General features: G+C 68.3%; 14 protein-coding genes and 2 pseudogenes. 12 read left to right on the top strand and 4 right to left on the bottom strand.

What is annotated here, in order from left to right:
- Positions 1-345: 345 nt before the first annotated feature.
- The 8 genes and pseudogenes from BJ991_RS00145 to BJ991_RS18870 form a co-directional block, all read left to right on the top strand.
- Positions 346-4,134 (top strand): family 78 glycoside hydrolase catalytic domain, encoded by a 3,789-nt coding sequence (locus BJ991_RS00145; RefSeq protein ID WP_179486455.1) that lies wholly within the window; start codon positions 346-348, stop codon positions 4,132-4,134.
- An 849-nt stretch (positions 4,135-4,983) separates the two neighbouring features.
- Positions 4,984-5,181, top strand: a pseudogene (locus tag BJ991_RS00140) (ferredoxin); the annotation flags it as partial.
- Complete coding sequence (locus BJ991_RS00135) at positions 5,178-6,356, top strand: NAD(P)/FAD-dependent oxidoreductase (protein WP_179486453.1); 1,179 nt, start codon at positions 5,178-5,180, stop codon at positions 6,354-6,356. The pseudogene BJ991_RS00140 and the gene BJ991_RS00135, both read left to right, overlap by 4 nt.
- A 14-nt stretch (positions 6,357-6,370) precedes the next feature.
- On the top strand, positions 6,371-7,615 hold the full coding sequence (locus tag BJ991_RS00130; protein WP_179486452.1) for a cytochrome P450: 1,245 nt from the start codon (positions 6,371-6,373) through the stop codon (positions 7,613-7,615).
- 26 nt (positions 7,616-7,641) lie between these two features.
- Positions 7,642-8,508 carry a helix-turn-helix domain-containing protein gene (locus tag BJ991_RS00125; RefSeq protein WP_179486451.1) on the top strand — a complete coding sequence of 289 codons (867 nt, stop codon included), beginning with the start codon at positions 7,642-7,644 and terminating at the stop codon, positions 8,506-8,508.
- Between the two features lie 156 nt (positions 8,509-8,664).
- Positions 8,665-9,645: an aldo/keto reductase gene (locus BJ991_RS00120; RefSeq protein WP_179486450.1), complete on the top strand. Its 981-nt coding sequence runs from the start codon at positions 8,665-8,667 to the stop codon at positions 9,643-9,645.
- Positions 9,642-10,373, top strand: a complete 732-nt coding sequence (locus BJ991_RS00115; RefSeq protein ID WP_179486449.1) for a creatininase family protein — start codon at positions 9,642-9,644, stop codon at positions 10,371-10,373. The genes BJ991_RS00120 and BJ991_RS00115 overlap by 4 nt, the downstream gene beginning before the upstream one ends.
- 278 nt (positions 10,374-10,651) lie before the next feature.
- Positions 10,652-11,812 (top strand): annotated as a pseudogene (locus tag BJ991_RS18870) (IS30 family transposase); the annotation flags it as partial.
- 109 nt (positions 11,813-11,921) lie between these two features.
- Here BJ991_RS18870 and rhaS read toward each other — a convergent pair.
- From rhaS to BJ991_RS00090, 4 genes are all read right to left on the bottom strand, one after another.
- Positions 11,922-12,962 carry a rhamnose ABC transporter substrate-binding protein gene (gene rhaS, locus BJ991_RS00105; RefSeq protein ID WP_179486448.1) on the bottom strand — a complete coding sequence of 347 codons (1,041 nt, stop codon included), beginning with the start codon at positions 12,960-12,962 and terminating at the stop codon, positions 11,922-11,924.
- 65 nt (positions 12,963-13,027) lie between these two features.
- Positions 13,028-14,092, bottom strand: coding sequence for an ABC transporter permease (locus BJ991_RS00100; protein ID WP_179492324.1), 1,065 nt, complete (start codon positions 14,090-14,092; stop codon positions 13,028-13,030).
- 2 nt (positions 14,093-14,094) lie between these two features.
- A complete protein-coding gene (locus tag BJ991_RS00095) occupies positions 14,095-15,129 on the bottom strand; it encodes an ABC transporter permease (protein WP_425487514.1) in 1,035 nt (344 codons plus the stop codon).
- On the bottom strand, positions 15,126-16,640 hold the full coding sequence (locus tag BJ991_RS00090) for an ATP-binding cassette domain-containing protein (RefSeq protein ID WP_179486447.1): 1,515 nt from the start codon (positions 16,638-16,640) through the stop codon (positions 15,126-15,128). The genes BJ991_RS00095 and BJ991_RS00090 overlap by 4 nt, the downstream gene beginning before the upstream one ends.
- 459 nt (positions 16,641-17,099) lie before the next feature.
- On the opposite strand from BJ991_RS00090, the gene BJ991_RS00085 reads away from it, so the two are divergent.
- The 4 genes from BJ991_RS00085 to BJ991_RS00070 all read left to right on the top strand — a co-directional run bounded on the left by BJ991_RS00085 (position 17,100) and on the right by BJ991_RS00070 (position 22,196).
- Complete coding sequence (locus BJ991_RS00085; RefSeq protein ID WP_179486446.1) at positions 17,100-17,468, top strand: L-rhamnose mutarotase; 369 nt, start codon at positions 17,100-17,102, stop codon at positions 17,466-17,468.
- Positions 17,465-18,631 (top strand): L-rhamnose isomerase, encoded by a 1,167-nt coding sequence (gene rhaI, locus BJ991_RS00080; protein WP_179486445.1) that lies wholly within the window; start codon positions 17,465-17,467, stop codon positions 18,629-18,631. The genes BJ991_RS00085 and rhaI overlap by 4 nt, the downstream gene beginning before the upstream one ends.
- Before the next feature lie 104 nt (positions 18,632-18,735).
- Positions 18,736-20,772 carry a bifunctional aldolase/short-chain dehydrogenase gene (locus BJ991_RS00075; RefSeq protein WP_179486444.1) on the top strand — a complete coding sequence of 679 codons (2,037 nt, stop codon included), beginning with the start codon at positions 18,736-18,738 and terminating at the stop codon, positions 20,770-20,772.
- A complete protein-coding gene (locus BJ991_RS00070) occupies positions 20,769-22,196 on the top strand; it encodes a rhamnulokinase (RefSeq protein WP_179486443.1) in 1,428 nt (475 codons plus the stop codon). The genes BJ991_RS00075 and BJ991_RS00070 overlap by 4 nt, the downstream gene beginning before the upstream one ends.
- Positions 22,197-22,204: the final 8 nt, after the last annotated feature.

The following is a 22,204-nucleotide window of genomic DNA, read 5'->3' as shown; positions in this document are numbered from 1 at the left end:
GGTCTCATCGTGGCCGCGCTGCGCGCCACCTGGAAGCCGGCAAAGGACGCTGCGGGCGCCCGTTGCCTTCGACGGCCCGGGAGCCTGGCGATCGTCCAGTCCATGTTCTGGGTCCCCGAGGCATATGATTCACTGCCCCGCCCGGCTTTCATTTGATAGTCCGTCGATGCGCCGAATGGGCGTCTCCTCGCCGATGAGGTGGCGCCGCTCGGGTCAGCACGACGTTCGGGCCCGTGTCGGTGACGGAGTTCGCCACGATCAACCGCACCGATTGGGTTTGTGCCTTTCCGTTTTGTGAATCGCTCATGAAACGTTTCAGTTCACCGTCGAGCGAAAGGAAATCAGATGAGCCAGCACGCGATTCGACCCCGTCAACTTGCTCTGGTGGCATTGGCTGCGATGCTCGCAGTAACGATTGCATGGCCAGCAAACATTCCAGCGGCCTCTGCCATCACCGTGCAGGGAGAGCAGTCCCTGCGCACCGAAGTGAACGAGCTCACGGTCGAGCGAGCGACCCAGCCGCTGGCGGTTGACGAGACTCGCCCGATGCTAGCGTGGCAGGTCGCTGCCGAGAAGCGGGGCGTGCTGCAGTCCGCGTACCAAGTGTGGGTCGCCAGCTCACCGTCTCTCCTCAATGCGGGCCGGCCGGATCTGTGGGACAGCGGCAAGGTCGAGTCGGAGGAGTCGACAGGCATTCCCTACACAGGCGGCAAACTTGAGGCCGGTCAGCGCGCCTGGTTCAAGGTCCGCATTTGGGACCAGAGCGGTGGTGTCTCGCCATGGAGCGCGCCGAGCTGGTGGGAGGCCGGCTTGGGAACCGAGGGGTGGCAGGGCGGGTGGATCGCGGGCCCTCCCGCGCCGACCCAGGTGACGCTGGCCGACGCCCAGTGGATCTGGACTAGTGGCACCGTCGCCGGCGCAGGGGTCCCAGCCGGTGATGCGTACTTCCGCCGAGGCTTCAGCCTGCCTGCGGACCGTGAGGTCACCTCGGCGCGGATCGTGGTTACGGCGGACGATCGCTTTGCCCTCCACGTCAACGGAACAGAGGTCGCCGCCACTAGTCCGGGTGCCGACTGGCAGTCGTCCCAGGTCGTGGATATCACCAACCTGGTGAGTAGCGGGGAGAATCAGCTCGCGATTGGAGCGACGAACTCAAGTCCCGGGTTCTCCGGCCTCATCGCCAAACTCGTCGTCGACTTCGCAGTCGGGGAGCCGACAGTAATCGTTACCGATAGTTCGTGGTCTTCGGCTGCAACTCTCGCGACTGGCTGGACCGAGGCGAACTACGACGACAGTGGGTGGAGCGCCGCGGCGGAACTCGGGAGTTACGGCGTGTCTCCTTGGGGCAACGGAGTCTCGCTGCCCGCAGAGAGTTTCGGCTTCGCTGGGTCGCGCTGGATATGGACGCCGGGTTCGACTTCGGGTACCAACGATCTCCCGGCCGGCACCGGATGCTTCCGCAAGACACTCTCACTCCCAGCCGATCGTACGATCACCTCCGCCACGCTCGCCATCGCCGCCGACGACAGCTTCGTGGCCACGGTGAACGGGACGAAGATCGGTGGGACACCGCGCGGTGCGCAATGGGATGCCGGACAGTTCTACGACGTAACCGACGGGCTCGCCGCTGGTCAGAACCTGTTGGCGATCCGAGCGACCAATGCCACCGTGGGATACGCAGGCCTGATAGCCAAGTTGCAGGTCGAGTTCGACGATGGAGAGCCGCTGACCGTGATCACGGACGGTTCGTGGCTCGCCACTGCCGATGACCCGGCCAGCTGCACGTCGTTGGACTTCGACGACAGTGAGTGGTCTCCAGCCAGCGAGCTGGGAACGTACGGCATGGCGCCCTGGGGCAGCAGGGTGCTGCTACCCAAGGAGGAGCCTGCACCGCTACTGCGTACTGATTTCCGGGCCCGGGCCGGTTTGAGCAGTGCCCGGCTCTACGTGGCCGGCGCAGGATTTCAGGTCGCGCACCTCAATGGCGCGCCGGTGAGCGACAACGTAATGGAACCCGCGACGAGTGACTACGACGATCGCATTCTTTACGTTGCCTACGACGTCACAGACCGTGTGAAGGCGGGCGACAACGCGCTCGGCTTCGAGCTGGGGCGCGGCTTCTTCGGCCTCACGACACCCAATGTGTGGAACATGCACACCACCGCACCGTGGCACAATGAGCCCCGCGTGCTGGCCCAGCTGGAACTGACCTACCGGGACGGCTCCACGCAGGTGGTGAAGACCGGACCCGGGTGGAGAACTGTGGCAGGCCCCACCCGGTCGGACTCCGTCTACGCCGGTGAGACCTACGACGCCCGGCTCGAACAGCCGGGGTGGGCCACTGCCGGATTCGACGACGCGGCTTGGACCGCCGCACCCGTCGTCGCGGCGCCGCAAGGGAAGCTTGAGCCGCAAGTGCAGCAACCAATCAAGGTCATGGATTCCATCGACGCCGTTGAGGTAACCGAGCCCACGCCCGGGGTGTACCTGGTCGACTTCGGGCAGACCGTGAGCGGCTGGGTCGAACTCAGGGGCAAAGCGCCGGCCGGCCAGAAGGTCACTATGGCCTACGGTCAGCAGTTGTCCGGAGACGGAAGGATCAACCTCGAGCAGGGGTATGTCTTCGGTGGTCGGTTCCAACGCGACGAATACGTCTTTAGAGGAGAGGGCGAGGAGCGGTGGCAGGCGCGATTCAGCCAAAAGAGCTTCCGCTATGTAGAAGTCGAGGGTCTCGACTCCGCGCCGCCGTTGAATATGTTGGTGGCCAAGGAGGTTCGCACGTCGGCGGACGTGACCGGTAACTTCGAGTCCTCTGAGCCGACTCTCAATCAGATTCACAGCATGGTGGTGCGCAGTCTCGAGCACCACATGCTGGGTATTCCGGCGGTGGACGCGATGTACGAGAAGATCGGCTGGACGGCCGACGGTCACCTGAATACTGCGGGATTCGCGTCCAACTTCGACGCCCACAACTTCCTCGCCAAGTGGCTCGATGACATCGCCGATACGCAGACCCCCGACGGCGGCATTGGTGACATCGCGCCGACCAGCGGATGGAGCACGCCCTCGCAGGCGGTCGAGTGGTCGATGGCCTACCCGATCGTCATGTGGGAGCTCTACACCCGGTACGGAGACCGCCGTGTGCTCGAGGAGCAGTTCGATGGGGTCGCCCGCTATCTCAATTGGGAACTGGACCGAGTCGATGGCGACGGTCTTGCCAAGCGTGGCCGAGGTGACTGGTTGCCGCCGGACAGCGCTGACGAGGACCTCAGACTGCCCGCGTCTGCCTACCTCTACCGCGGCTTGCGGATCGGGGCACAGGCGGCTGAGGCGCTGGGACGCGACGCCGACGCGGAGCGGTTCGCCGACCGGGCGGATCAGCTTCGCACGGACTTCAATGACGCGTTCCTGGACCTGGACGCTGGTCTCTATCGCACGCCATCTGACAATGGCTACCGCCAGACCAGCAACGCTCTGGCGCTGGAATTCGGTCTTGTCCCCGACGACGCCCGCGCCGCCGTGGCGGATGCGCTTGCCCAGGATGTTCGTAGCCGAGCGAACCATCTCAATACGGGAACTCTTGGGACGGCCGTGCTGCTCCCGGCGTTGACACACGGTGGTCATGAGGATTTGGCGCTTGCCGTGGCCAGTCAGCGCACGTACCCGAGCTGGGGCTTCTGGTTGGAGAACGGTGCTGACACGTTGTGGGAGACGTGGACCGTCACCGACCCACGGCAGGGACGGCCGTCGGGGCACGATCACTATCTGTTCGGTTCTGTTGAGCCGTGGTTCTTCGAACAGCTCGCGGGGATCAGGCCCATCGAGCCCGGCTATCGGCGAGTCGTCGTTGAACCGCTGGTCAGCGACGATCTGACGTGGGTGCGGGCGACGGTCGGCACTGTGCGTGGCGACGTGTCGGTCGACTGGGAGCAGAACGCCACGGGATCCAGCGGCACCCTGGTGGTCCCGGGCAACGCCACCGCAGAGCTAAGGATCGCTATCCCCGAAGGGTATGAGCTCACCGAGCGCGGAAAGCCAGTAGGCAAGATCGCTGGCGTCACTCAACTGGCACCGGGCGTCTTCGAGGTGGGCGCGGGCAGCTACTCCTTCGAGGTTGCGCCGTCGCGGCGCTGAAGCTCCCGCGTAGTCCGCTCTTGCTCGACCGGCGCGGCCGCGCCGGTCGAGCAACGCTCATCCAGGTGGCCATTGCAGTCGTTGTCCGGCATGCGTGATCGTGTCGCTAGTGGGGGCTCGATGATGGGCGCGCACCCCGACCTCCGACACAGACCGCCGAACCGATAGGCCTTCCTGGCAGGGAGGTGCCCGGTCAAGAGCGCGCGTGCTCGCTCTTGACCGTCAGCCAGGAGCTTGATGCTCACATGTTGTCAAGCCGAGATCTGGGTGTGCTTCTGCGGATGGTGCCGCGTTCGATGACTGAGCGCTTGCTGATCGCGCAGCCGGTGGTGCCGGCGACGTCAGTGAGGCTGAGTCCGGGACCCCTGCGTGCGGGGCGCAGGTCGCGGGTTCGTGATGCGGTGGAACATCTCGCGAGCGATCGCTCATTGTAGGCAGCAGAGGATGTTCTACTTCGTCTTGCGCTTGGCGGTGCGTCAGGCCGCGTAGGTGCGCGGGTCGCGGTCTGTGGCCAATCGGGCGATCACGATCTTGTGCGGCGCGGAGTTCGCGGCTCTGTCGCCACCACGGCTCAGACGGTGACGCCGCCGTCTTGCGGCTCCACGTTGTCGCTCGCGCAGGCTCCGCGTGAGCCCTCATCGTTGAGCTCCTCGAACGCGCCAGACGATCAGTCGATGCGGTGGCCGGCGTTGCGCGCCACCTGGTCGCAGTACGGACGCTGCGCACGCTCTTGCCCTCACAACCCGAGGAGCCAGTGATCGTCCAGTCCATGTTCTGGGTCCGCGAGGCATGTGATTCAGTGCCCTGCACGGCTTGGATTGACTCCATTGCACCTAGTACAGAGGAGTACCGATGAGCATCCTGGTCCAGGCCGACGCCTGCGTCGGCGCCGGGCAGTGCGCCCTCGTCGCCCCCGACGTGTTCGATCAGGACGACAACGGCATCGTTCTGCTGCTTGAGCCGGACCCGCAGGGCCCGGACCTCGACGCCGCGATCCGCGCCGTGCGCCTGTGCCCGGCCCGCGCGATCGCGCTCGCCAAGCCATGAGGACCCCCGAGCGCGTCGTCATTGTCGGCGCATCGATCGGCGGTCTGACCGTCGCCGAGACCCTGCGCGAGGAGGGCTTCGCCGGCGAGATCACCCTCCTCGGCGACGAGACGCGCCTGCCGTACGCCCGCCCGCCGCTGTCGAAGCAAATCCTCGCGGGCGAGTGGGAACCCGAGCAGGCGGCCATCCGCACGGCCAGCGAGCTCGACCTGCTCGACATCCGCGTGCTCACCGGCCGCCGCGCGACCGGGCTCGACGTCGACGCCCGCATACTCCACACCGCCGACGGCCCGCTTGCGTTCGACGAGCTCGTCATCGCGACCGGCACGCAACCCCGGCCGCACCCCGTGCTGCCCGAGGCATCCACGCTCCGTACCATGGACGACGCCCTTCGCCTGCGCGAGCGCATGGACGCGGCCGGCCGCGTGGCGGTGATCGGCTCCGGCATCCTCGGCTCCGAGATCGCGAGCGCGGCGCGCAAGCGCGATTCGGAAGTGCTGCTAGTCGGCCGCTCGGGCGCGCTCGGCTTCGGCGGGGTCGGCACGCTGCTGAGTGAGGAGCTCTCCCGGTTGCACCTGGCGCACGGCATCGAACTCGCGCTCCGTGCCGAGGTCACTGCCGCCAGGCCCGCCGGCGCCGGTGCTGCCGAACTCACCTTCGACGACGGCTCCACGCGCGCGTTTGACCTCGTCGTCACCATGATCGGCGGAACCCCGTGCACCGAGTGGCTGGTCTCCTCGACGCTCGACCTCGCCAACGGCATCGCCTGCGACCCGTTCGGCGTGGCCGCCCCCGGCATTTCCGCCGTCGGCGACGTCGCCGCGTGGCTCGACCCGATCACAGGCTGCCACCGCCGCGTCGAACACCAGAGCAACGCCATCGAGCAGGCCATCGCCGTCGCCGGCCGCATCGCGCACGGCGCCGAGCGCGCGCAGCCGGTGCCACTGTTCTGGTCCGAGATCCACGGCACCCGCATCCACGCCTACGGCTGGTTCGACCCCGAGCGACCGCTCGCCGAGCTGCCGAAGACCTCTGACTCGACCGGCACCGTCTACAGCAGCCACGATCTCGCCGGCGAACTGCGCGGCATCGTCGGCTGGAACGCTCCGCCCCGCGACTTCCGCACGGCCCGCGCGGCCGTCGTCACCACCCGTCCCCTCGTCCTCCACGCCTGAAAGAGACCAGATCGATGACGATCCCCGCCGAATGCCCGTTCCACTCCCGCTCGCTCCCCGGCGATGGCACACCACTCACGCCGTCCCCGCAGCTCGCCGCCTGGCGCGAGGAGGGCGCTTTCGTGCCGCTCGACTTCCAGGACGGCCACGAGGGTCTCGTCGCCACCCGCTACGAGGCGGCCGTCGCCGTGCTGCAGGATCCGCGCTTCAGCATGCGCCCTTCGCGGATGCCGGTCGGTCCACCTGCGCACGGTGAAGAGGGCAAGGCCGAAAGCGCCGCCGTGCCGCTCGAGGCGCCGGGCGAGTTGGATGCCTCGGGGCAGGCGTCCGACGAGCTGAACCTCCTGAACCTCGACGGCCAGGAGCACGCGAAGCTCCGCCGCGCGGTCACAGCCCGCTTCTCGGTGCGCCAGGCGCGCGCCCGCGAGCCGTGGATCCGCGCCATGGTCGCCGAGCAGATCACGGCGCTCCGCGAGCGTGGCTCGGTCGTCGACCTCCGGCACGACTACGCCATGCCGATCTCGGCGCGCACGCACTGCCACATCATCGGCATCCCCGAGCACCACTACGAACGCTTCGTCTCACTCTTCGTCGAGGAGTCGACGGCGCAGCAGAAGTACGACTTCATCCGCGCCCTCCTCGAGGAGCGCCGGGACTCCCCTGGCGAGGATGTCATCACCGACCTGCTGCAGGACCCCGAGCTCGATCGCGTCGAGATCGAGGCGCTGCTGCGCCTCCTCATGGGGGCCGGCCGCGACTCCGTCGCCTACCTCATCGCGACCGCCTCCGTCGCGTTGCTGACGAACCCCGAGCAGCTCGCGATCCTCCGTGCCGACCCCGCGCAGATCCGCCCCGCCGTCGAGGAGTTCATGCGCGTCGGCGCCATGTTCGTGACGCTCTTCGCCCGCACCGCACTCGAAGATGTCGAGGTCGAGGGCACGCGCATCCCGGCCGGCACCTCGGTGTCGGTCTCGCCGGTCGCGGCGAACCGCGACCCCGGCCACTGGGGCGCGCGCTCCGAGGAGTTCGATGTCACCCGCGATGCGTTCGGCCACCTCGGCTTCGGCTACGGAATCCACGGATGCATCGGCCAGCAGATCGCCCGGGTCGAGATCCGCGAGGCGATCACCGCCCTGCTCGAGTCGTTCCCCGAGCTCGCGCTCGTCGACGCTGAGCAGCTCACCCCACAGCCCTTCGCGCACCCCGTCGCCGTATACGAGGCGGGCACCGTGACGGTTCGACTGGGGGCCGCCGCCTGACGCTCGTGCGACCTACCATGGTCGATGTGACGCTGTTGCACCCCGACGACGACCCCGTGGTCGTCGGGGCGAACTGGTACCGCTTCACCTCGGGCGAGCAGATCGTGAACCCGCACGTGCTGAGCGTCTCGTTCATCTGGATCGTGAGCGGCGGCGGTGAGATCCGCGCCGGCGGGCAGAGCTGGACGGTCGAAGGGCAGCACGTCGTGCGGCTGCCGTGGCACCATCACGTCGAGTACCAGGCCAATCGGCGCGGGCCGTTCCATATTGGCACCCTGCACGTCGTGCCCCGCTACGACCGTTCGGCGCCCGTCATCCCGCGGGTCGCCCATCTCCCGGGCGACCCGCTGCTCGACGACCCGGCGAGGCATGGCGACGCCGCGGCGTTCCGCCCAGGGCTGTCGACCATGCGGAACGCCGCGGCCCGACGCATCACCGAGTTCGGCACCATCGCGATCGAGCGGCTCGGCGAGGGCGCCTTCGATGAAGAGTACTTCCGGGCGCTCGGCCGGCTCATCCTGTTCGAGAACGCCGCCTGGGCCGACAGCCACTCGCAGCAGACCGCGGTGCCCGGCTCGCTCGAGCTCATGATGACGTTCATCCGCCATCACATCGCCGAGCCGCTGACCGTCGCCCGGGTCGCCGAGGCCGCCAGGTGCAGCGAGACGACCGCGCAGCGGTTGTTCACCCGACACACCGGTGAGTCCATGCAGGCGTGGATCCGACACGTCCGCATGCGCGAGGCCGGCAGCCTTCTGCGCACCACCGGCATGAGGGTGAGCGAAGTGGCGCAGCTCGTCGGTTACCCCGACCCGCTCTACTTCTCGCGTGCGTTCCGGCGGGCGTACGGGGTCGCGCCCACCCAGTTCGCCCGCGACACCGTACGGCCGTGATCCTGCGGCGGGCCCTGCTCGTCCAATCCATGTTTCCGCGTTCCGGCGCCCTCCGCCGGGCATCCGGGCTTCGTAGATTCGAGAGCGTCGCGCGCACTTGCGTGCGTCGCCGCGCGCAGTGCGCGCGTCCCCGAGCGTGAAGGAGCGCACCAGCACATGACCGTTCATCGCCGACCGTTCGGTCGCACAGGGTGGGAGATCAGCGAGGTGTCGTTCGGTGCCTGGCAACTCGGCGGGCAGTGGGGGCCCGTCGACGACGACGCCTCCGTCCGCGCCCTGCTCGACGCCTACGAGCGTGGTATCAACTTCGTCGACACCGCAGAGATGTACGGCTCCGGCCATAGCGAGGAGGTGGTCGGCCGCTCGCTGCGCGAGTGGGGCGGCGAGCGCGTCTACGTCGCCACGAAGGTGCAGCCGCCCGAGTGGCCGAACCCCTCGGTCGACGACCCGGACATCGCCGCCGCCTACCGTCCCGAGTACCTTCGCGCCCAGACCGAGCAGTCCCTGCACCGCCTTGGCGTCGAGCGCATAGACCTCTACCAGCTGCACTGCTGGATGCCGCGTGGCATGCAGGAGCTCGGCTGGCTGGAGACCCTTCACGAGCTACGCGCCGAAGGCAAGATCGACCGCATCGGCGTCTCGCTGCGCGACTACCGCGCGGACGAGGGCGTCGCCCTCGCCGAGTCGGGGCTCGTCGACTCGATCCAGGTCATCTACAACCTCTTCGAGCAGCGGCCCGAGCAGGCGCTGCTGCCGGCGGCGGCCGCGTCCGGCACCGCGATTATCGTGCGCGTCGCGCTCGACTCCGGCTCGCTGAGCGGCGCCTGGACGCCGGACAGCTACGCGCAGTGGGCGGATGACTCGGTGCTGAAGACCATGTTCCGCGGCGAGCGATTCGCCGAGACCCTCGAACGGGTCGAGGCGATCAAGACCGTTACGGCGCCGTACTACGACGGCCTCGACGAGGCCGCCGTGCGGTTCGTGCTCGACCGCCGCGAGGTCTCGACCGCGATCGTCGGCATGACTTCGCAGCGGCGCATCGCTCGCAATCTGTCCTTCGCCGACGGGCTCGGTCTCGCCGAGGGGCTGCGCGAGCAGCTCGCCGGTTTCGGGTGGGAGAGGAACTTCTACGTATGAGCACCGCCAGCGCCGTTTCCCCCGCGATCGAGCGGCTGAGCCCCGAGCAGATCGAGGCGCGCCTGGCGCGCGCCTCGGTCGCCTACCTGCCGCTCGGCTCACTCGAGTTCCACGGCCCGCACCTGCCGATCGGCCTCGACGCGCTCACCGCCTACGGCATCTGCCTGCGGGCCGCCGAGCGACATGGCGGCGTCGTGCTCCCCGCGTATTACCAGGCGGTCGGCGGCGAGCACTTGCGTTACCCCTGGACGATCATGAGCGACACCCCGCAGGCGATCGAAGCGCTCCTCGGCGAGAGCCTCGCCCGGCTCTCCGAGCTGGGCGTGCGGCGCGCCGTCATCCTGAGCGGCCACTTCGCCGAGGAGCAGCGCGAGCTGGTCGAGCGGGTGGCCGAGCTCTGGAACGCGACGGATGCCCCGCTGCGCGCCGTCGCCCGGACCCTCGGTCAGGCGTCCACGCCGCCGGTCGCCCCGGACCACGCCGGACGCTTCGAGTCGCTGCTGCTGCACGCTCTCTCGCCCGAGCTGGTGCATGTCGACGCCCTACCCGATCCCGCGGCGCACCCGGCTCCCGCTGGCGAGGACCCCTACGGCCAGGACCGGCACCGCGCCGACCACCCGCTGCACGGCGTGTTCGGCGCAGACCCGCGCCGGCTCGACATGGAGAACGCCGAGCCGCTCCTCTCCCACCTCATCGGCTGGGTCGCGACGCTCGCCGAGCAGGGCTGAGCCGCGCAGCCTTCGCGCGTCCCCGGCGCGCCCCGGCGCCCGCACCCGCGACGCACAAGCGCCCCGGTCGATCCTGGGGTTCTAACGCTGGTCGCAACGCCCCGAGTTTCGGGGGTTGCGACCACCGTGTCGTTTTCGGAGGAGAGGGTGCGTCGGGCGCAGTTTCTGACGTTGTCGGAGTCGGTGGGTAGTGTCACGCTTGCTGCGCGCGAGCTGGGGATCAACCGGCACACGGCTGGGGGTTGGGCGACGGCGTCGGGGTTCCGTTTCGATGGCATGTGCCCGGCGCGGCCGGATCCTGGGTAGGAGTTTGCGCGGTCGGGGACCGAAGGTTCTCGCAGCGGGAGGCCGCGGCTCGGGTCGGACCCATGAGCGGACGGGCGGGACTTGGATCGCGGGGTCAGGCACTCGCGGAATCCGCGGGTCTATCCGGACGGGCGACGTGTCGATTACACGACCGGCCGCACCACGATGGAGACCATGACCATCGCCCCGTCTCACGCCCCGGAGAAGATCAGCACTCGATTGTTGTCGTGGTTGACAGGGAGAAGATTGCCGACCTGCATCGGGCGGGCGATCGGGCGGGAAATGAGTCGGCCGGCGCCGACGATCATGCGCGAGTTGGACGCGCACGTGATCGATGGTCGTTATCTGCCGCATGCCGCGCATCGCGCCTCCGCAGCGGCAGGGGCACGCCCGAAGCTTGCCCAGCCGGGAGCGTTGCGGGATTACGTGGTGGACGGGCTGTCGCGAAGCAGATCCGCAGCCGGATCTGCGAAGACCATCCAGATGATGATGGCGTGAGAGTGAGCCCGGAGACGATCTGTCAGGCCCTCGATTTCCAGGCCCGCGGTGGGCTCCGGCGGGAGGTTGTCCAGGCGTTGCGGACGGGTCGGGCTCGCCGCGTCCCGCACAATTCTCCGGAGCATCGCACGAGCAGTTTGTTGATCCGATCATGATCAGCGATCGGCCGCGGAGATTGAGGACCGCACCGTTCCCGGGCACCGGGGAGGTGATCTGATCTGATCACCGGGGAGAAGAAGCAGACCGGGATCATCACGCTCGGCGAGCGCTCCACCCGATACGTGATGCTCGGACACCTCCCCGGTGACCACTCCGTCCTCGACGTCCCTGATGTTCTGCAGACGATGATCGGGACGCTGCCCGGGCATTTGTGCGGGTCGTTGACCTAGGATCAGGGCGCGGAGATGGCTGAGCACAAAGCCTTCAAGATCGCGACCGGCGTCCCGGTCTACTTCTGCGACCAGACATCACCCTGGCAGCGCGGGTCGAACGAGAACACCAATGGGCTGCTGCGCGTACTTCCGGAAGGGCAGGGACCTGTCGGTCTACGGGCCGGAAGATCTCGAGCACGTCGCCCAACACTCAACGGCCGCCCACGCAAGACGCTCGGCTGGAATACTCCAGCCGAGCGTCTTGCTAGAACTGCTGAGTTCAATCGGTGTTGCGACGATCCCTTGAATCCGCCCCCCAACCGGCGTGCCTCTGCGTGGATGTCGCGGCGCGCAGTGCGGCGTCGCCGACGACTCAGAAGTCGAAGTCGTCGATATTGTCCTTGTCGAACACGTACGGGTCACCGAGCAGCACGGTGGAGTCCGCGCCGACCTCGAACGACCCGAGCTCCCCGGCCTCGAACGTGTCGCCCTCGGCGCCGGTGATCTCACCGGTGATCAGGGCCTGCGCAGCGTACGCGGAGAGGTAGCCGAGGTCCTCGGGGTTCCACAGCGCGAACGCGGTGACGGTGCCGTCCTCGACGTACTCGCGCATCTGGTTCGGCGTGCCGAGACCGGTCAGCGCGACCTTGCCCTTGTATTCCGAGGTGGACAGGTAGCGTGCGGCCGCCGAGATGCCGATCGTGGTCGGCGAGATGATGCCCTTGAGGTTCGGGTGCGACTGCAGCACGGCCGCAGTCTTGTCGAACGAGATCTGCTCGTCGTCGTCACCGTACACGACGTCCACCAGCGTGATGTTCGGGTGCTCCGCGGCGAGCAGCTCCTTCATCGTGTCGATCCAGGTGTTCTGGTTCGTGGCGTTCGCCGTCGAGGAGACGATGGCGATCTCGCCCTCGTCTCCGATTTGCTCAGCGATGAGGTCGACCTGCACCTTGGCGATGCCGTCAGCGGTCGCCTGGTTCACAAACAAGTCGCGGCAGTCGGGGTTCGTGTCGGAGTCGAAAGTGACGACCTTGACACCCGCGTCGCGGGCCTCGTTGAGCGCGTCGCAGATCGCCTTCGGGTCGTTGGCTGAGACGACGAGCGAGCCGACGCCTTGCTGGGTGGCGGTGTTGATGTAGCTCACCTGCGCGTCCGGCCCCGACTCGGCCGGGCCGACCTCGGCGAAGGTGCCGCCGAGCTCCTCGACGGCCGCCTTGCCGCCCATGCTCGAGGTGTCGAAGTAGGGGTTGCCGAGACTCTTCGGGAGGAAGGTGATCGCGAGGTTATCGCTGCTACCGCCGCCCTCGCCCGGGCCGGCGTCCGAGGAGCCGGTGTCGGCGCAGCCGGTGAGGGCGAGCGCGACCGCCACCGCGGCCGCGGCCACGGCGGTCGCACGCTTGTGTGCAAACTTCATTGTTCTTCTATTCCTTTCGTGCTGGCGACCGCGACGGGTGCCGTCGGCCGGGGGACGCAGCGTCGTCAAGATGCTGTGGGCGCTGCGACGGGTGTGGGAGGGCCGGGCCGTCGTCGTCGGGTCCTCTGCAGCCAGGCGAGCAGGCTCCCGCTGACGACCGAGGCCACCAGCAGGGTGCCGGTGATCACGTTGATCACATCGGAGGTGACGTTCGCGAGGCGGAGGGCGCTCGAGAGCACCCCGATCAGGAGCACCGCGGCGACGACGCCGTAAAGTTGGCCGCGTCCGCCGAAGACGGAGACCCCGCCGAGTACGACCGCTGCGATGACCTGAAGCTCGAGGCCGGTGGCGTTGTCGCCGCGGGCGCTGCCAAAGCGCAGCGTATAGAAGACGCCCGCGATTGCCGCGACGAGGCCGGCCGTCATGAAGAGCAGGAACTTCGTGCGCTCCAGGTGCACGCCCGAGAAGCGCGCGGCATCCTTCGACTGCCCGATCGCGTAGATGCCGCGGCCGAAGGGCGTGAAGTGGAGCACCACCACGAAAGCCACGAGCAGGATCAGGAAGGGGATCATGATGTACGGGATCGTGGTGCCGGCGATCTTCGCCTTCGCGAGGGCGGTCCACACCTCGGGGAAGTCGGTGACCGCGGTAGTGCCGAGCAGGCCCACCGCGAGGCCGCGGAAGAGTGCGAGCGTGCCGATCGTGACGGCGAGCGAGGGCAGGCCGACGACGGTCACGAGGAAGCCGTTGAGCGCGCCGCCAACCGCGCCGACGAGGAGCGCGAGCACCGCGGCGAGCTCGAAGGGCAGCCCGGCGTGCACGCCCGCGCCGGTGACGACGCTCGCGAGGCCCACCATGCTGCCGACCGAGAGGTCGATCTCGCCGGTGATCATGACGAGGGTCATCGGCAGCGCTACCAACAGGATCGGCGCGATGTCGAGCAGCAGGTAGTTGAGCGTGATCGGCTGCGCGAAGCCGCGCACCGTGAGCATCGCGTAGGCGACGACGAGGATAAGAAGCGCCACGATCGCCATCTCGCGGGTGAGCAGCACCCGCCGCCAGAGCGGCTTCTCGTAGTCGCGGCTCACACGGTTCGTCGTCGTGGGCGGGGTCGCCGGGATGGATGTCATGGTCATGATTCGTCCCTCGCCTCGATGAGCCGCTGTCTTTGCCGCACCGCGAGGATGCGGTCGAGCACGATGGCACCGATGATGAGCACGCCGACGACGGCGCGCTGCCAGAAGTCGGGGATGCCGAGGATCGGCAGGGCCCGGTTGATAGTCGTGAGCAAAACGGCGCCGATCGCAGCTCCCCAGACCGTGCCGATGCCGCCGGTAATCGCGACGCCGCCGATGACGGCCGCGCCGACGGCGTCGAGCTCCCAGCCGGCGCCGGCCTGCGAACTAACGGTGCCGTATCGCGCGACGTAGAAGACGCCGGCGAGGCCGGCGAGCGCGCCGGACAGGATGAAGGCGGTAAGCACACGACGGGTGACACGCAGGCCGTAGAGCTCTGCCGCGGCCGGGTCGGAGCCGATCGCGTAGTACTCGCGCCCACCGCGCGTGTTGCGCATGTACCAGGCCGCGGCGGAGAGGATGACGAGGGCGACGATCGCGAGGATCGGGATCGTGAGGAACTGCCTGGTGCCGATGGCGAGGAACTCCTTCGGCATGTCCGACGCGTTCACGCGGGTCGATCCGGCCCACATCACGTTGATACCGCGGTAGGCGTACAGCGTGCCAAGCGTGATCACCATGGCGGGCACCCGGGCGAACGCGACGAGAGAGCCGTTGATGAGGCCGAGGAAGGCGCCGAACAGCACGGCGAACAGCACGACGGCGGGGATGGGCAGGCCGGGCACGTCGATGAAGAGGCGCCCCGTGAGGTAGGCCGACAAGCCCATCACCGAGCCGACCGAGAGGTCGACGTTGCGGGTGATAATGACAATCGCCTGCCCGGCGGCGACGAGCACCAGGATCGACGGGGTCAGCAGCAGGTCGCGCCAACCGTCGGCCGAGAACAGAAAGCTCGGGTTCATCGTGGTCGCAGCGACCACGACCAGCACGAGGGCGATCAGGATGCCGAACTCGCGCGCCTTGCCGAGGGCGCCGATGTGCTTGGTGATCCGGGAGACGGGGATCACAGTGGTGGGGGGAGAGGAGGTCACGAGTGCTGCTCCGATGCGTGGGTGGCGGCGAACATCACGTTCTCGCTGGTGGCGTCTGCTCGGTCGATCTCGGCAGTGATGCGCCCCTCGCGCATCACCAGCACGCGGTCGGCCATACCGAGCACCTCGGGCAGCTCGGACGAGATCATGAGGATGCCCATGCCCTCGCCTGCGAGCTGCGACAAGAGTCGGTGGACCTCGGCCTTCGTGCCGACGTCGATGCCTCGCGTCGGCTCGTCGACGATGAGGACGTCGGGCTTCGTGGCGAGCCACTTCGCGAGAACGACCTTCTGCTGGTTGCCGCCGGAGAGGGTCGCCGCGACGGTGTCGAGCGCGTACGACTTCACCTCCAGCCGGCTCGCCCAGACCCGGGCGGCGCGGTTCTCGAGGCCGGTGGTGATGAGCCCGAAGCGCGCCAGCTCGCGGCGGATCGCCATAGTGATGTTGCGGCCGACTCCCGCGTCGATGACGAGCCCCTGCTTGCGGCGGTCCTCGGGCACTAGGGCGAGTCCGGCCCGCATCGCCTCGGTGGGCCGGCCGCGGCGGATGCGGCGGCCCTTGAGTGTGACGGTGCCCTCGCGGTACTGGTCGACGCCGAAGACCGCTCGAGCGACCTCGCTGCGCCCGGCGCCGACGAGGCCCGCGAGCCCGACGATCTCGCCGGCGCGGACGGTGAAGCTGATGTCGTGGAAGACGCCGGGTGTGGTGAGCCCATCGACCTCGAGCAGCGGCTCACCGACGACGGTCTGCTGCTTGGGGAAGAGCTCGGTGACCTCGCGGCCGACCATCTGCCGCACGAGGTCGCCCGGGGTGGTCTCGGCGATCGGTGTCGTAGCGATGTAGGAGCCGTCGCGCATCACGGTGACCGTGTCGCAGAGCGCGAACACCTCGTCGAAGCGGTGGGAGATGAAGATCAGGCCGCGGCCCTCGTCACGCAGGCTCCGGGCTATCGCGAAGAGGCGCTCGGCCTCGACGCCAGACAGGGCCGCGGTGGGCTCGTCCATGATCAGCACCTTCGCGTCGAGCGAGACCGCCTTGGCGATCTCGATGACCTGCTGGTCGGCGATCGACAAGCCCTCGGCGGGGCGGTCGGGGTCGATGGCGACACCGAGCCGGGTGAAGAGGCGCTCGACCTCGCGCCGCATCGCCTTACGGTCGATGCGTCCGAAGCGCCCGGTGAGTTGGCGGCCCATGAAGATGTTCTCGGTGACCGAGAGGTCGGGGAAGAGCGTCGGCTCCTGGTAGATGACCGCGACGCCCGCGGCCTTCGACTGGGCGGTGGAGGTGAAGTCGACGTCCTCGCCGTTGAGTCGGAACTCGCCGGCGTCGCGGCGGTAGAGGCCGGCGACGATCTTCACCAACGTGGACTTGCCGGCGCCGTTCTCGCCGATGAGGGCGTGGATCGAGCCAGCCTGCAACCGCAGGCTGGCGGAGCGCAGCGCCACGACGGCGCTGAACGACTTGACGACCTCCGAGAGCTCGAGGACCACTGGTGCGTCTGTGCTCGGCACGGGGGTTCCTCCTCGTTGAGGGTGCTGGGGATCGGGTATGAATCGATTCAGGTTCGATTCAGGGCAACTGTAGGCATCCGTCGCCCGTCGGTCAAGTCACGGACCGGTTACGCGCTCCGCTGGCGGAACCCCGCGGCGGATCATGGCCCGCACAACCAGCTCGGGCTAGAGGCGCAAACGAGGCCGATGCTCCGGCGCCGGCCAGCGCGGAGCTGACGGGCCGAGCCGTTGCGGACGGAACTGAGTCGATCGACCTCGGCGCGGGTCACGCGGGGCCGGTGCTACCTTGTCGGGACCATTCAGCATGTTCGACACCGTCCGGATCGACGCGGCGGACGGGATCGCTTGACGGATCCTGTGGGCAACAATATGCTTTGAAACGATTCATGGTTGGACCGATTCACATCGACGTCAGATGAGCTGATCGCGACGACCCCGCGAAACCACGAAAGGATTGCCATGCCCCGCATTGCGTTCACGCTGGAGGTGCGCCCCGAGCTGCTCGACGCCTACGTCGAGCGGCACACCCCTGTGTGGAGGGACATGCTGGCCGAGATCACGGCTGCGGGCCGACGGAATTACTCGATCTTCCTCGACCGCGAGCGCAGCACCCTCTTCGGCTACTACGAAACAGACGACGACGAGGCGGCTCGCGCATATCTCGCCGCATCCCCTGTTGCCGCTCGTTGGGAGGCATCCATGGCCGAGTTCTTTGTTGGTTTGGAGGGCCGCGCTGACCAGGCCGCCACGACCCTTACGGAAGTCTTCAATTTGCACGACCAGCTGACGGCATCCGCTGCCACCGATCGGGAAAACTCCGCATCGTGAGCACACTCACTCCCGACATCCTCTCTGTCCTGGAGAAGCAGGCGATCGAACTGCCGAGCTGGGCGTTCGGAAACTCGGGCACTCGCTTCAAGGTGTTCGCGACGCCGGGAACGCCTCGCGACCCGTTCGAGAAGATCGCGGATGCCGCACAGGTGCACCGCTACACGGCTCTCGCGCCGAGCGTCGCGCTGCACATCCCGTGGGACAAGGTCTCGGACTACGCGGAGCTTCGCAAGCACGCGGAAGACCTCGGCGTTGCGCTCGGCACCATCAACTCGAACACGTTCCAGGACGACGACTACAAGTTCGGTGCCCTGACGCACCACGACGAGACGATCCGTCGGAAGGCGATCGATCACCACCTCGAGTGCATCGACATCATGGATGCGACGGGCTCGCGCGACCTGAAGATCTGGCTCGCCGAGGGCTCGAACTACCCGGGTCAGAACGACATGCGCGCCCGCCAGGACCGCCTGCAGGACTCGCTGCAGCAGATCTACGCGCGCCTGACCGGCGAGCAGCGCCTGGTGCTCGAGTACAAGTTCTTCGAGCCGTCGTTCTACCACACCGACGTCCCGGACTGGGGCACGTCGTACGTGCAGGTCGCGGCCCTCGGCGAGCGCGCGATGGTGTGCCTCGACACCGGCCACCACGCGCCGGGCACCAACATCGAGTTCATCGTCATGCAGCTGCTGCGCCTCGGCAAGCTCGGCTCGTTCGACTTCAACTCGCGCTTCTACGCCGACGACGACCTGATCGTGGGTGCGGCCGACCCGTTCCAGCTGTTCCGCATCCTCACCGAGGTGATCCGCGGCGGCGGTCTGAACAGCCCCGACGTGGCGTTCATGCTCGACCAGTGCCACAACATCGAGGACAAGATCCCCGGCCAGATCCGCTCGGTGCTGAACGTGCAGGAGATGACCGCGCGCGCCCTCCTCGTCGACCGCGAGGCGCTCGACGCCGCGCAGACCGCGAACGACGTGCTCGCCGCGAACGCGATCCTGATGGACGCGTTCTACACCGACGTGCGTCCCGCGCTGGCCGAGTGGCGCGAGTCCCGCGGCCTTGCCGCCGACCCGATGGCCGCGTACGCCGCATCCGGATACCGCGAGCAGATCGCCGCCGACCGCGTCGGCGGCACCCAGGCCGGCTGGGGCGCGTGATCGACCACCCGCTTCAGTCGTCACGGATGGCTACCGCTGACGGACCCTGACCCGCCATCTGTGACGACCGAACAGATTCTCACTACGACAGAGGAACCGAAGAGATGACCAACCAGACCGTCAGTGACCTGATCGCCCGGTCGAACCGCCTCGGCGCCGACCCTGCGAACACGAACTACGCGGGCGGCAACACGTCCGCGAAGGGCACTGAGATCGACCCGGTCACGGGTGAGCCGGTGGAGCTGTTGTGGGTGAAGGGCTCGGGCGGCGACCTCGGCACGCTGAAGCCTCAGGGCCTCGCGGTGCTGCGGCTGGATCGTATGCGCGCGCTGGTCGACGTGTACCCGGGCGTGGACCGCGAGGACGAGATGGTCGCCGCGTTCGACTACTGCCTGCACGGCAAGGGCGGTGCCGCGCCGTCGATCGACACCGCCATGCACGGGCTGGTGGATGCGGCGCACGTCGATCACCTGCATCCGGATGCCGGCATCGCGATCGCGACGGCGCTCGACGGCAAGGAGCTCACCGCCAAGATCTTCGACGACAAGGTCGTGTGGGTGCCGTGGCGCCGCCCCGGCTTCCAGCTGGGCCTGGACATCTCGGACATCAAGGCTGCCAACCCGCAGGCGATCGGCACGATCCTCGGCGGCCACGGCATCACCGCGTGGGGCGACACGTCCGAAGAGGCCGAGGCGAACTCGCTGTGGATCATCCAGACGGCGCAGGCCTACATCGACGCCAACGGCAAGGCCGACCCGTTCGGCGGCGTGCGCGCCGGGTTCGAGGGCCTCGCCGAGGCCGAGCGCCGCGCGAAGGCCGCCGCCCTCGCCCCCACGATCCGCGGGCTCGCGTCCACCGACAAGGCGATGGTCGGCCACTTCACCGACTCCGACGTCGTGCTCGACTTCCTCGCCTCCGAGAAGGCTCCGGCGCTCGCCGAGCTCGGCACCAGCTGCCCCGACCACTTCCTGCGGACCAAGGTCAAGCCGATGCTGCTCGACCTTCCGGCCGACGCGTCGGTCGAGGACTCGATCGCGCGCCTGAAGAAGCTGCACGAGGCCTACCGCGCCGACTACCGGGCCTACTACGACGCGCACGCGCTGCCCGAGTCGCCCGCGATGCGCGGCGCCGACCCGCTCATCGTGCTCGTGCCCGGCGTCGGCATGTTCTCGTTCGGCGCGAACAAGCAGACCGCGCGCGTCGCGGGCGAGTTCTACGTCAACGCGATCAACGTGATGCGCGGCGCCGAAGCGCTGTCGACCTACTCGCCGATCTCGGACGCCGAGAAGTTCCGCATCGAGTACTGGGCGCTGGAAGAGGCGAAGCTGCAGCGGATGCCGAAGCCGACCTCGCATCAGGGACGTGTCGCGTTCGTCACCGGCGCCGCCTCCGGCATCGGCAAGGCGATCGCGAGCCGGCTCGCGGCGGAGGGCGCGTGCGTCGTCGTCGCCGATCTCGACCTCGAGAAGGCGCAGGCCGTCGCCGCGGAGCTCGGGAACACGGACGTCGCGATCGGCGTCGCCGCGAACGTCGCCGACGCCGAGGGCGTGCAGGCCGCGATCGACGCGACCGTGCTCGCGTTCGGCGGTGTCGACCTCGTCGTGAACAACGCCGGCCTGTCGCTGTCGAAGCCGCTGCTGGAGACCACCGAGAAGGACTGGGATCTGCAGCACGACGTGATGGCGAAGGGCTCCTTCCTCGTGTCGAAGGCCGCCGCATCCGCTCTCATCGCGCAGGGCATGGGCGGCGACATCATCTACATCTCGTCGAAGAACTCGGTGTTCGCCGGCCCGAACAACATCGCCTACTCGGCGACGAAGGCCGACCAGGCGCACCAGGTGCGCCTCCTCGCGGTCGAGCTCGGCGAGCACGGAGTGCGCGTCAACGGCATCAACCCCGACGGCGTCGTGCGCGGCTCGGGCATCTTCGCCTCGGGCTGGGGCGCCAACCGCGCCGCCACCTACGGCGTCGAGGAGAAGGATCTCGGCCAGTTCTACGCGAACCGCACGATCCTCAAGCGCGAGGTCGTCCCCGAGAACGTCGCCGACGCCGTCTACGTGCTGACCGGGCCCGAGCTCTCGCGCACGACCGGTCTGCACATCCCGGTCGACTCCGGCGTCGCCGCGGCCTTCCTGCGATGAGCCGGGCATTCGCCGCTGTCGATCTGGGCGCCACGAGCGGCCGGGTCATCGTGGGCCGGGTCGCCGACGGGCTGTTGCGGACCACGCATCTCGCGCGCTTCGGCAATGACCCGGTGCGCACCCGTGACGGACTGCACTGGAACGTGCTGGAACTCTACCGGCAGCTGCTGCTCGGTCTCGCGGCCGCTGAGCGGGATGCGCCCGGTGAGATCGCGAGCGTGGGCATCGACTCATGGGCCGTCGACTACGGCCTGATGCGAGGGGGCCGACTGCTCGGGATGCCGTTCCACTACCGCGACGCTCGGAACGAAGCGGGCGTGGCCGCCGTGCATGACATCGTCGGTCCCGCTGACCTGTATCAGCGGAACGGGCTCCAGCACCTCCCGTTCAACACGCTCTTCCAGCTCGCCGCCGAGGGCGATCTGCTCGGCATGGCCGACCGGATGCTGCTCATCCCCGACCTGCTGACCTACTGGCTCACCGGTGCAGAGGTCGCCGAGCGCACCAACGCCTCCACCACAGGGCTGCTCGACCCGGGGACCCGCGAGTGGGACGTGCGCCTTGCGGAGGAGCTCGGCATCCCCAGTCGCATTCTGCCGCCGCTCGTCGACCCGGGAACGACCCTGGGCGCCCTCGATCCCGCCGCGGCGCTGTCCGTAGGGCGGGCACTCGAGGTAGTCGCCGTCGGCTCGCACGACACGGCCTCGGCTGTGGTCGCGATCCCCAATCCGGGCGGCCAGTTCGCTTACATCTCCTGCGGTACGTGGGGCCTGGTGGGACTCGAGCTCGACCGGCCCGTCCTCACAGAGGACGCACGGCTCGCGAACTTCACGAACGAGGGCGGCGTCGACGGTCGCACGCGATTCCTGCACAACGTGATGGGTCTCTGGCTGCTGTCGGAGTCGTTGCGGCACTGGGAGCCGGGCGCGACCGATGCGCAGCGCTCCAGCCTGCTCAGCGAACTGCTCGAGCAGGCCGGCCGAGTCCGCGGACCTGTGCCCGTCTTCGACGCGGACGACTCGGTCTTCCTGCCGCCGGGCGACATCCCGGGTCGCATCCGCGCCTGGTGCCGTCAGCACGAACAGCCTGTGCCGCAAGGGAGGGACGAAATCGTCCGGAGCATCGTGGAGAGCCTGGCCGCGGCATTCGCCACCACCGTCGAGCAGGCCGCTGTGCTCGCCGACGTCGAGATCCACGTCATCCACATCGTGGGCGGCGGGGCCCAGAACACCTTGCTGTGTCAGGCCACCGCGAACCGGACCGGCCTCCCCGTTGTAGCCGGTCCGGTCGAGGCGACCGCGATGGGGAACCTGCTCGTCCAGGCCCGCGCAGCCGGCGAGGTCGCCCCCGACCTGGGGGAGCTTCGCGCCGTCGTCGCACGCTCTGCGCCGGTCGCCCGCTACGCACCCGAGAGGACTGGCTAATGGTCGCT

Source organism: Microbacterium immunditiarum (genome assembly GCF_013409785.1).
Classification (GTDB): domain Bacteria; phylum Actinomycetota; class Actinomycetes; order Actinomycetales; family Microbacteriaceae; genus Microbacterium; species Microbacterium immunditiarum.
Note: the sequence above shows the minus strand (reverse complement) of the source record. Positions and strands in the feature narration are given on the sequence as shown.

Bases quoted from the DNA above. Each gene is read 5' to 3' on its own strand.
- BJ991_RS00085 (WP_179486446.1), top strand. From the start codon at position 17,100: ATGCCCCGCATTGCGTTCACGCTGGAGGTGCGCCCCGAGCTGCTCGAC.
- BJ991_RS00135 (WP_179486453.1), top strand. From the start codon at position 5,178: ATGAGGACCCCCGAGCGCGTCGTCATTGTCGGCGCATCGATCGGCGGT.
- BJ991_RS00115 (WP_179486449.1), top strand. From the start codon at position 9,642: ATGAGCACCGCCAGCGCCGTTTCCCCCGCGATCGAGCGGCTGAGCCCC.
- rhaS (WP_179486448.1), bottom strand. From the start codon at position 12,962: ATGAAGTTTGCACACAAGCGTGCGACCGCCGTGGCCGCGGCCGCGGTG.
- BJ991_RS00120 (WP_179486450.1), top strand. From the start codon at position 8,665: ATGACCGTTCATCGCCGACCGTTCGGTCGCACAGGGTGGGAGATCAGC.
- BJ991_RS00130 (WP_179486452.1), top strand. From the start codon at position 6,371: ATGACGATCCCCGCCGAATGCCCGTTCCACTCCCGCTCGCTCCCCGGC.
- BJ991_RS00075 (WP_179486444.1), top strand. From the start codon at position 18,736: ATGACCAACCAGACCGTCAGTGACCTGATCGCCCGGTCGAACCGCCTC.
- BJ991_RS00100 (WP_179492324.1), bottom strand. From the start codon at position 14,092: ATGACATCCATCCCGGCGACCCCGCCCACGACGACGAACCGTGTGAGC.
- BJ991_RS00145 (WP_179486455.1), top strand. From the start codon at position 346: ATGAGCCAGCACGCGATTCGACCCCGTCAACTTGCTCTGGTGGCATTG.
- BJ991_RS00070 (WP_179486443.1), top strand. From the start codon at position 20,769: ATGAGCCGGGCATTCGCCGCTGTCGATCTGGGCGCCACGAGCGGCCGG.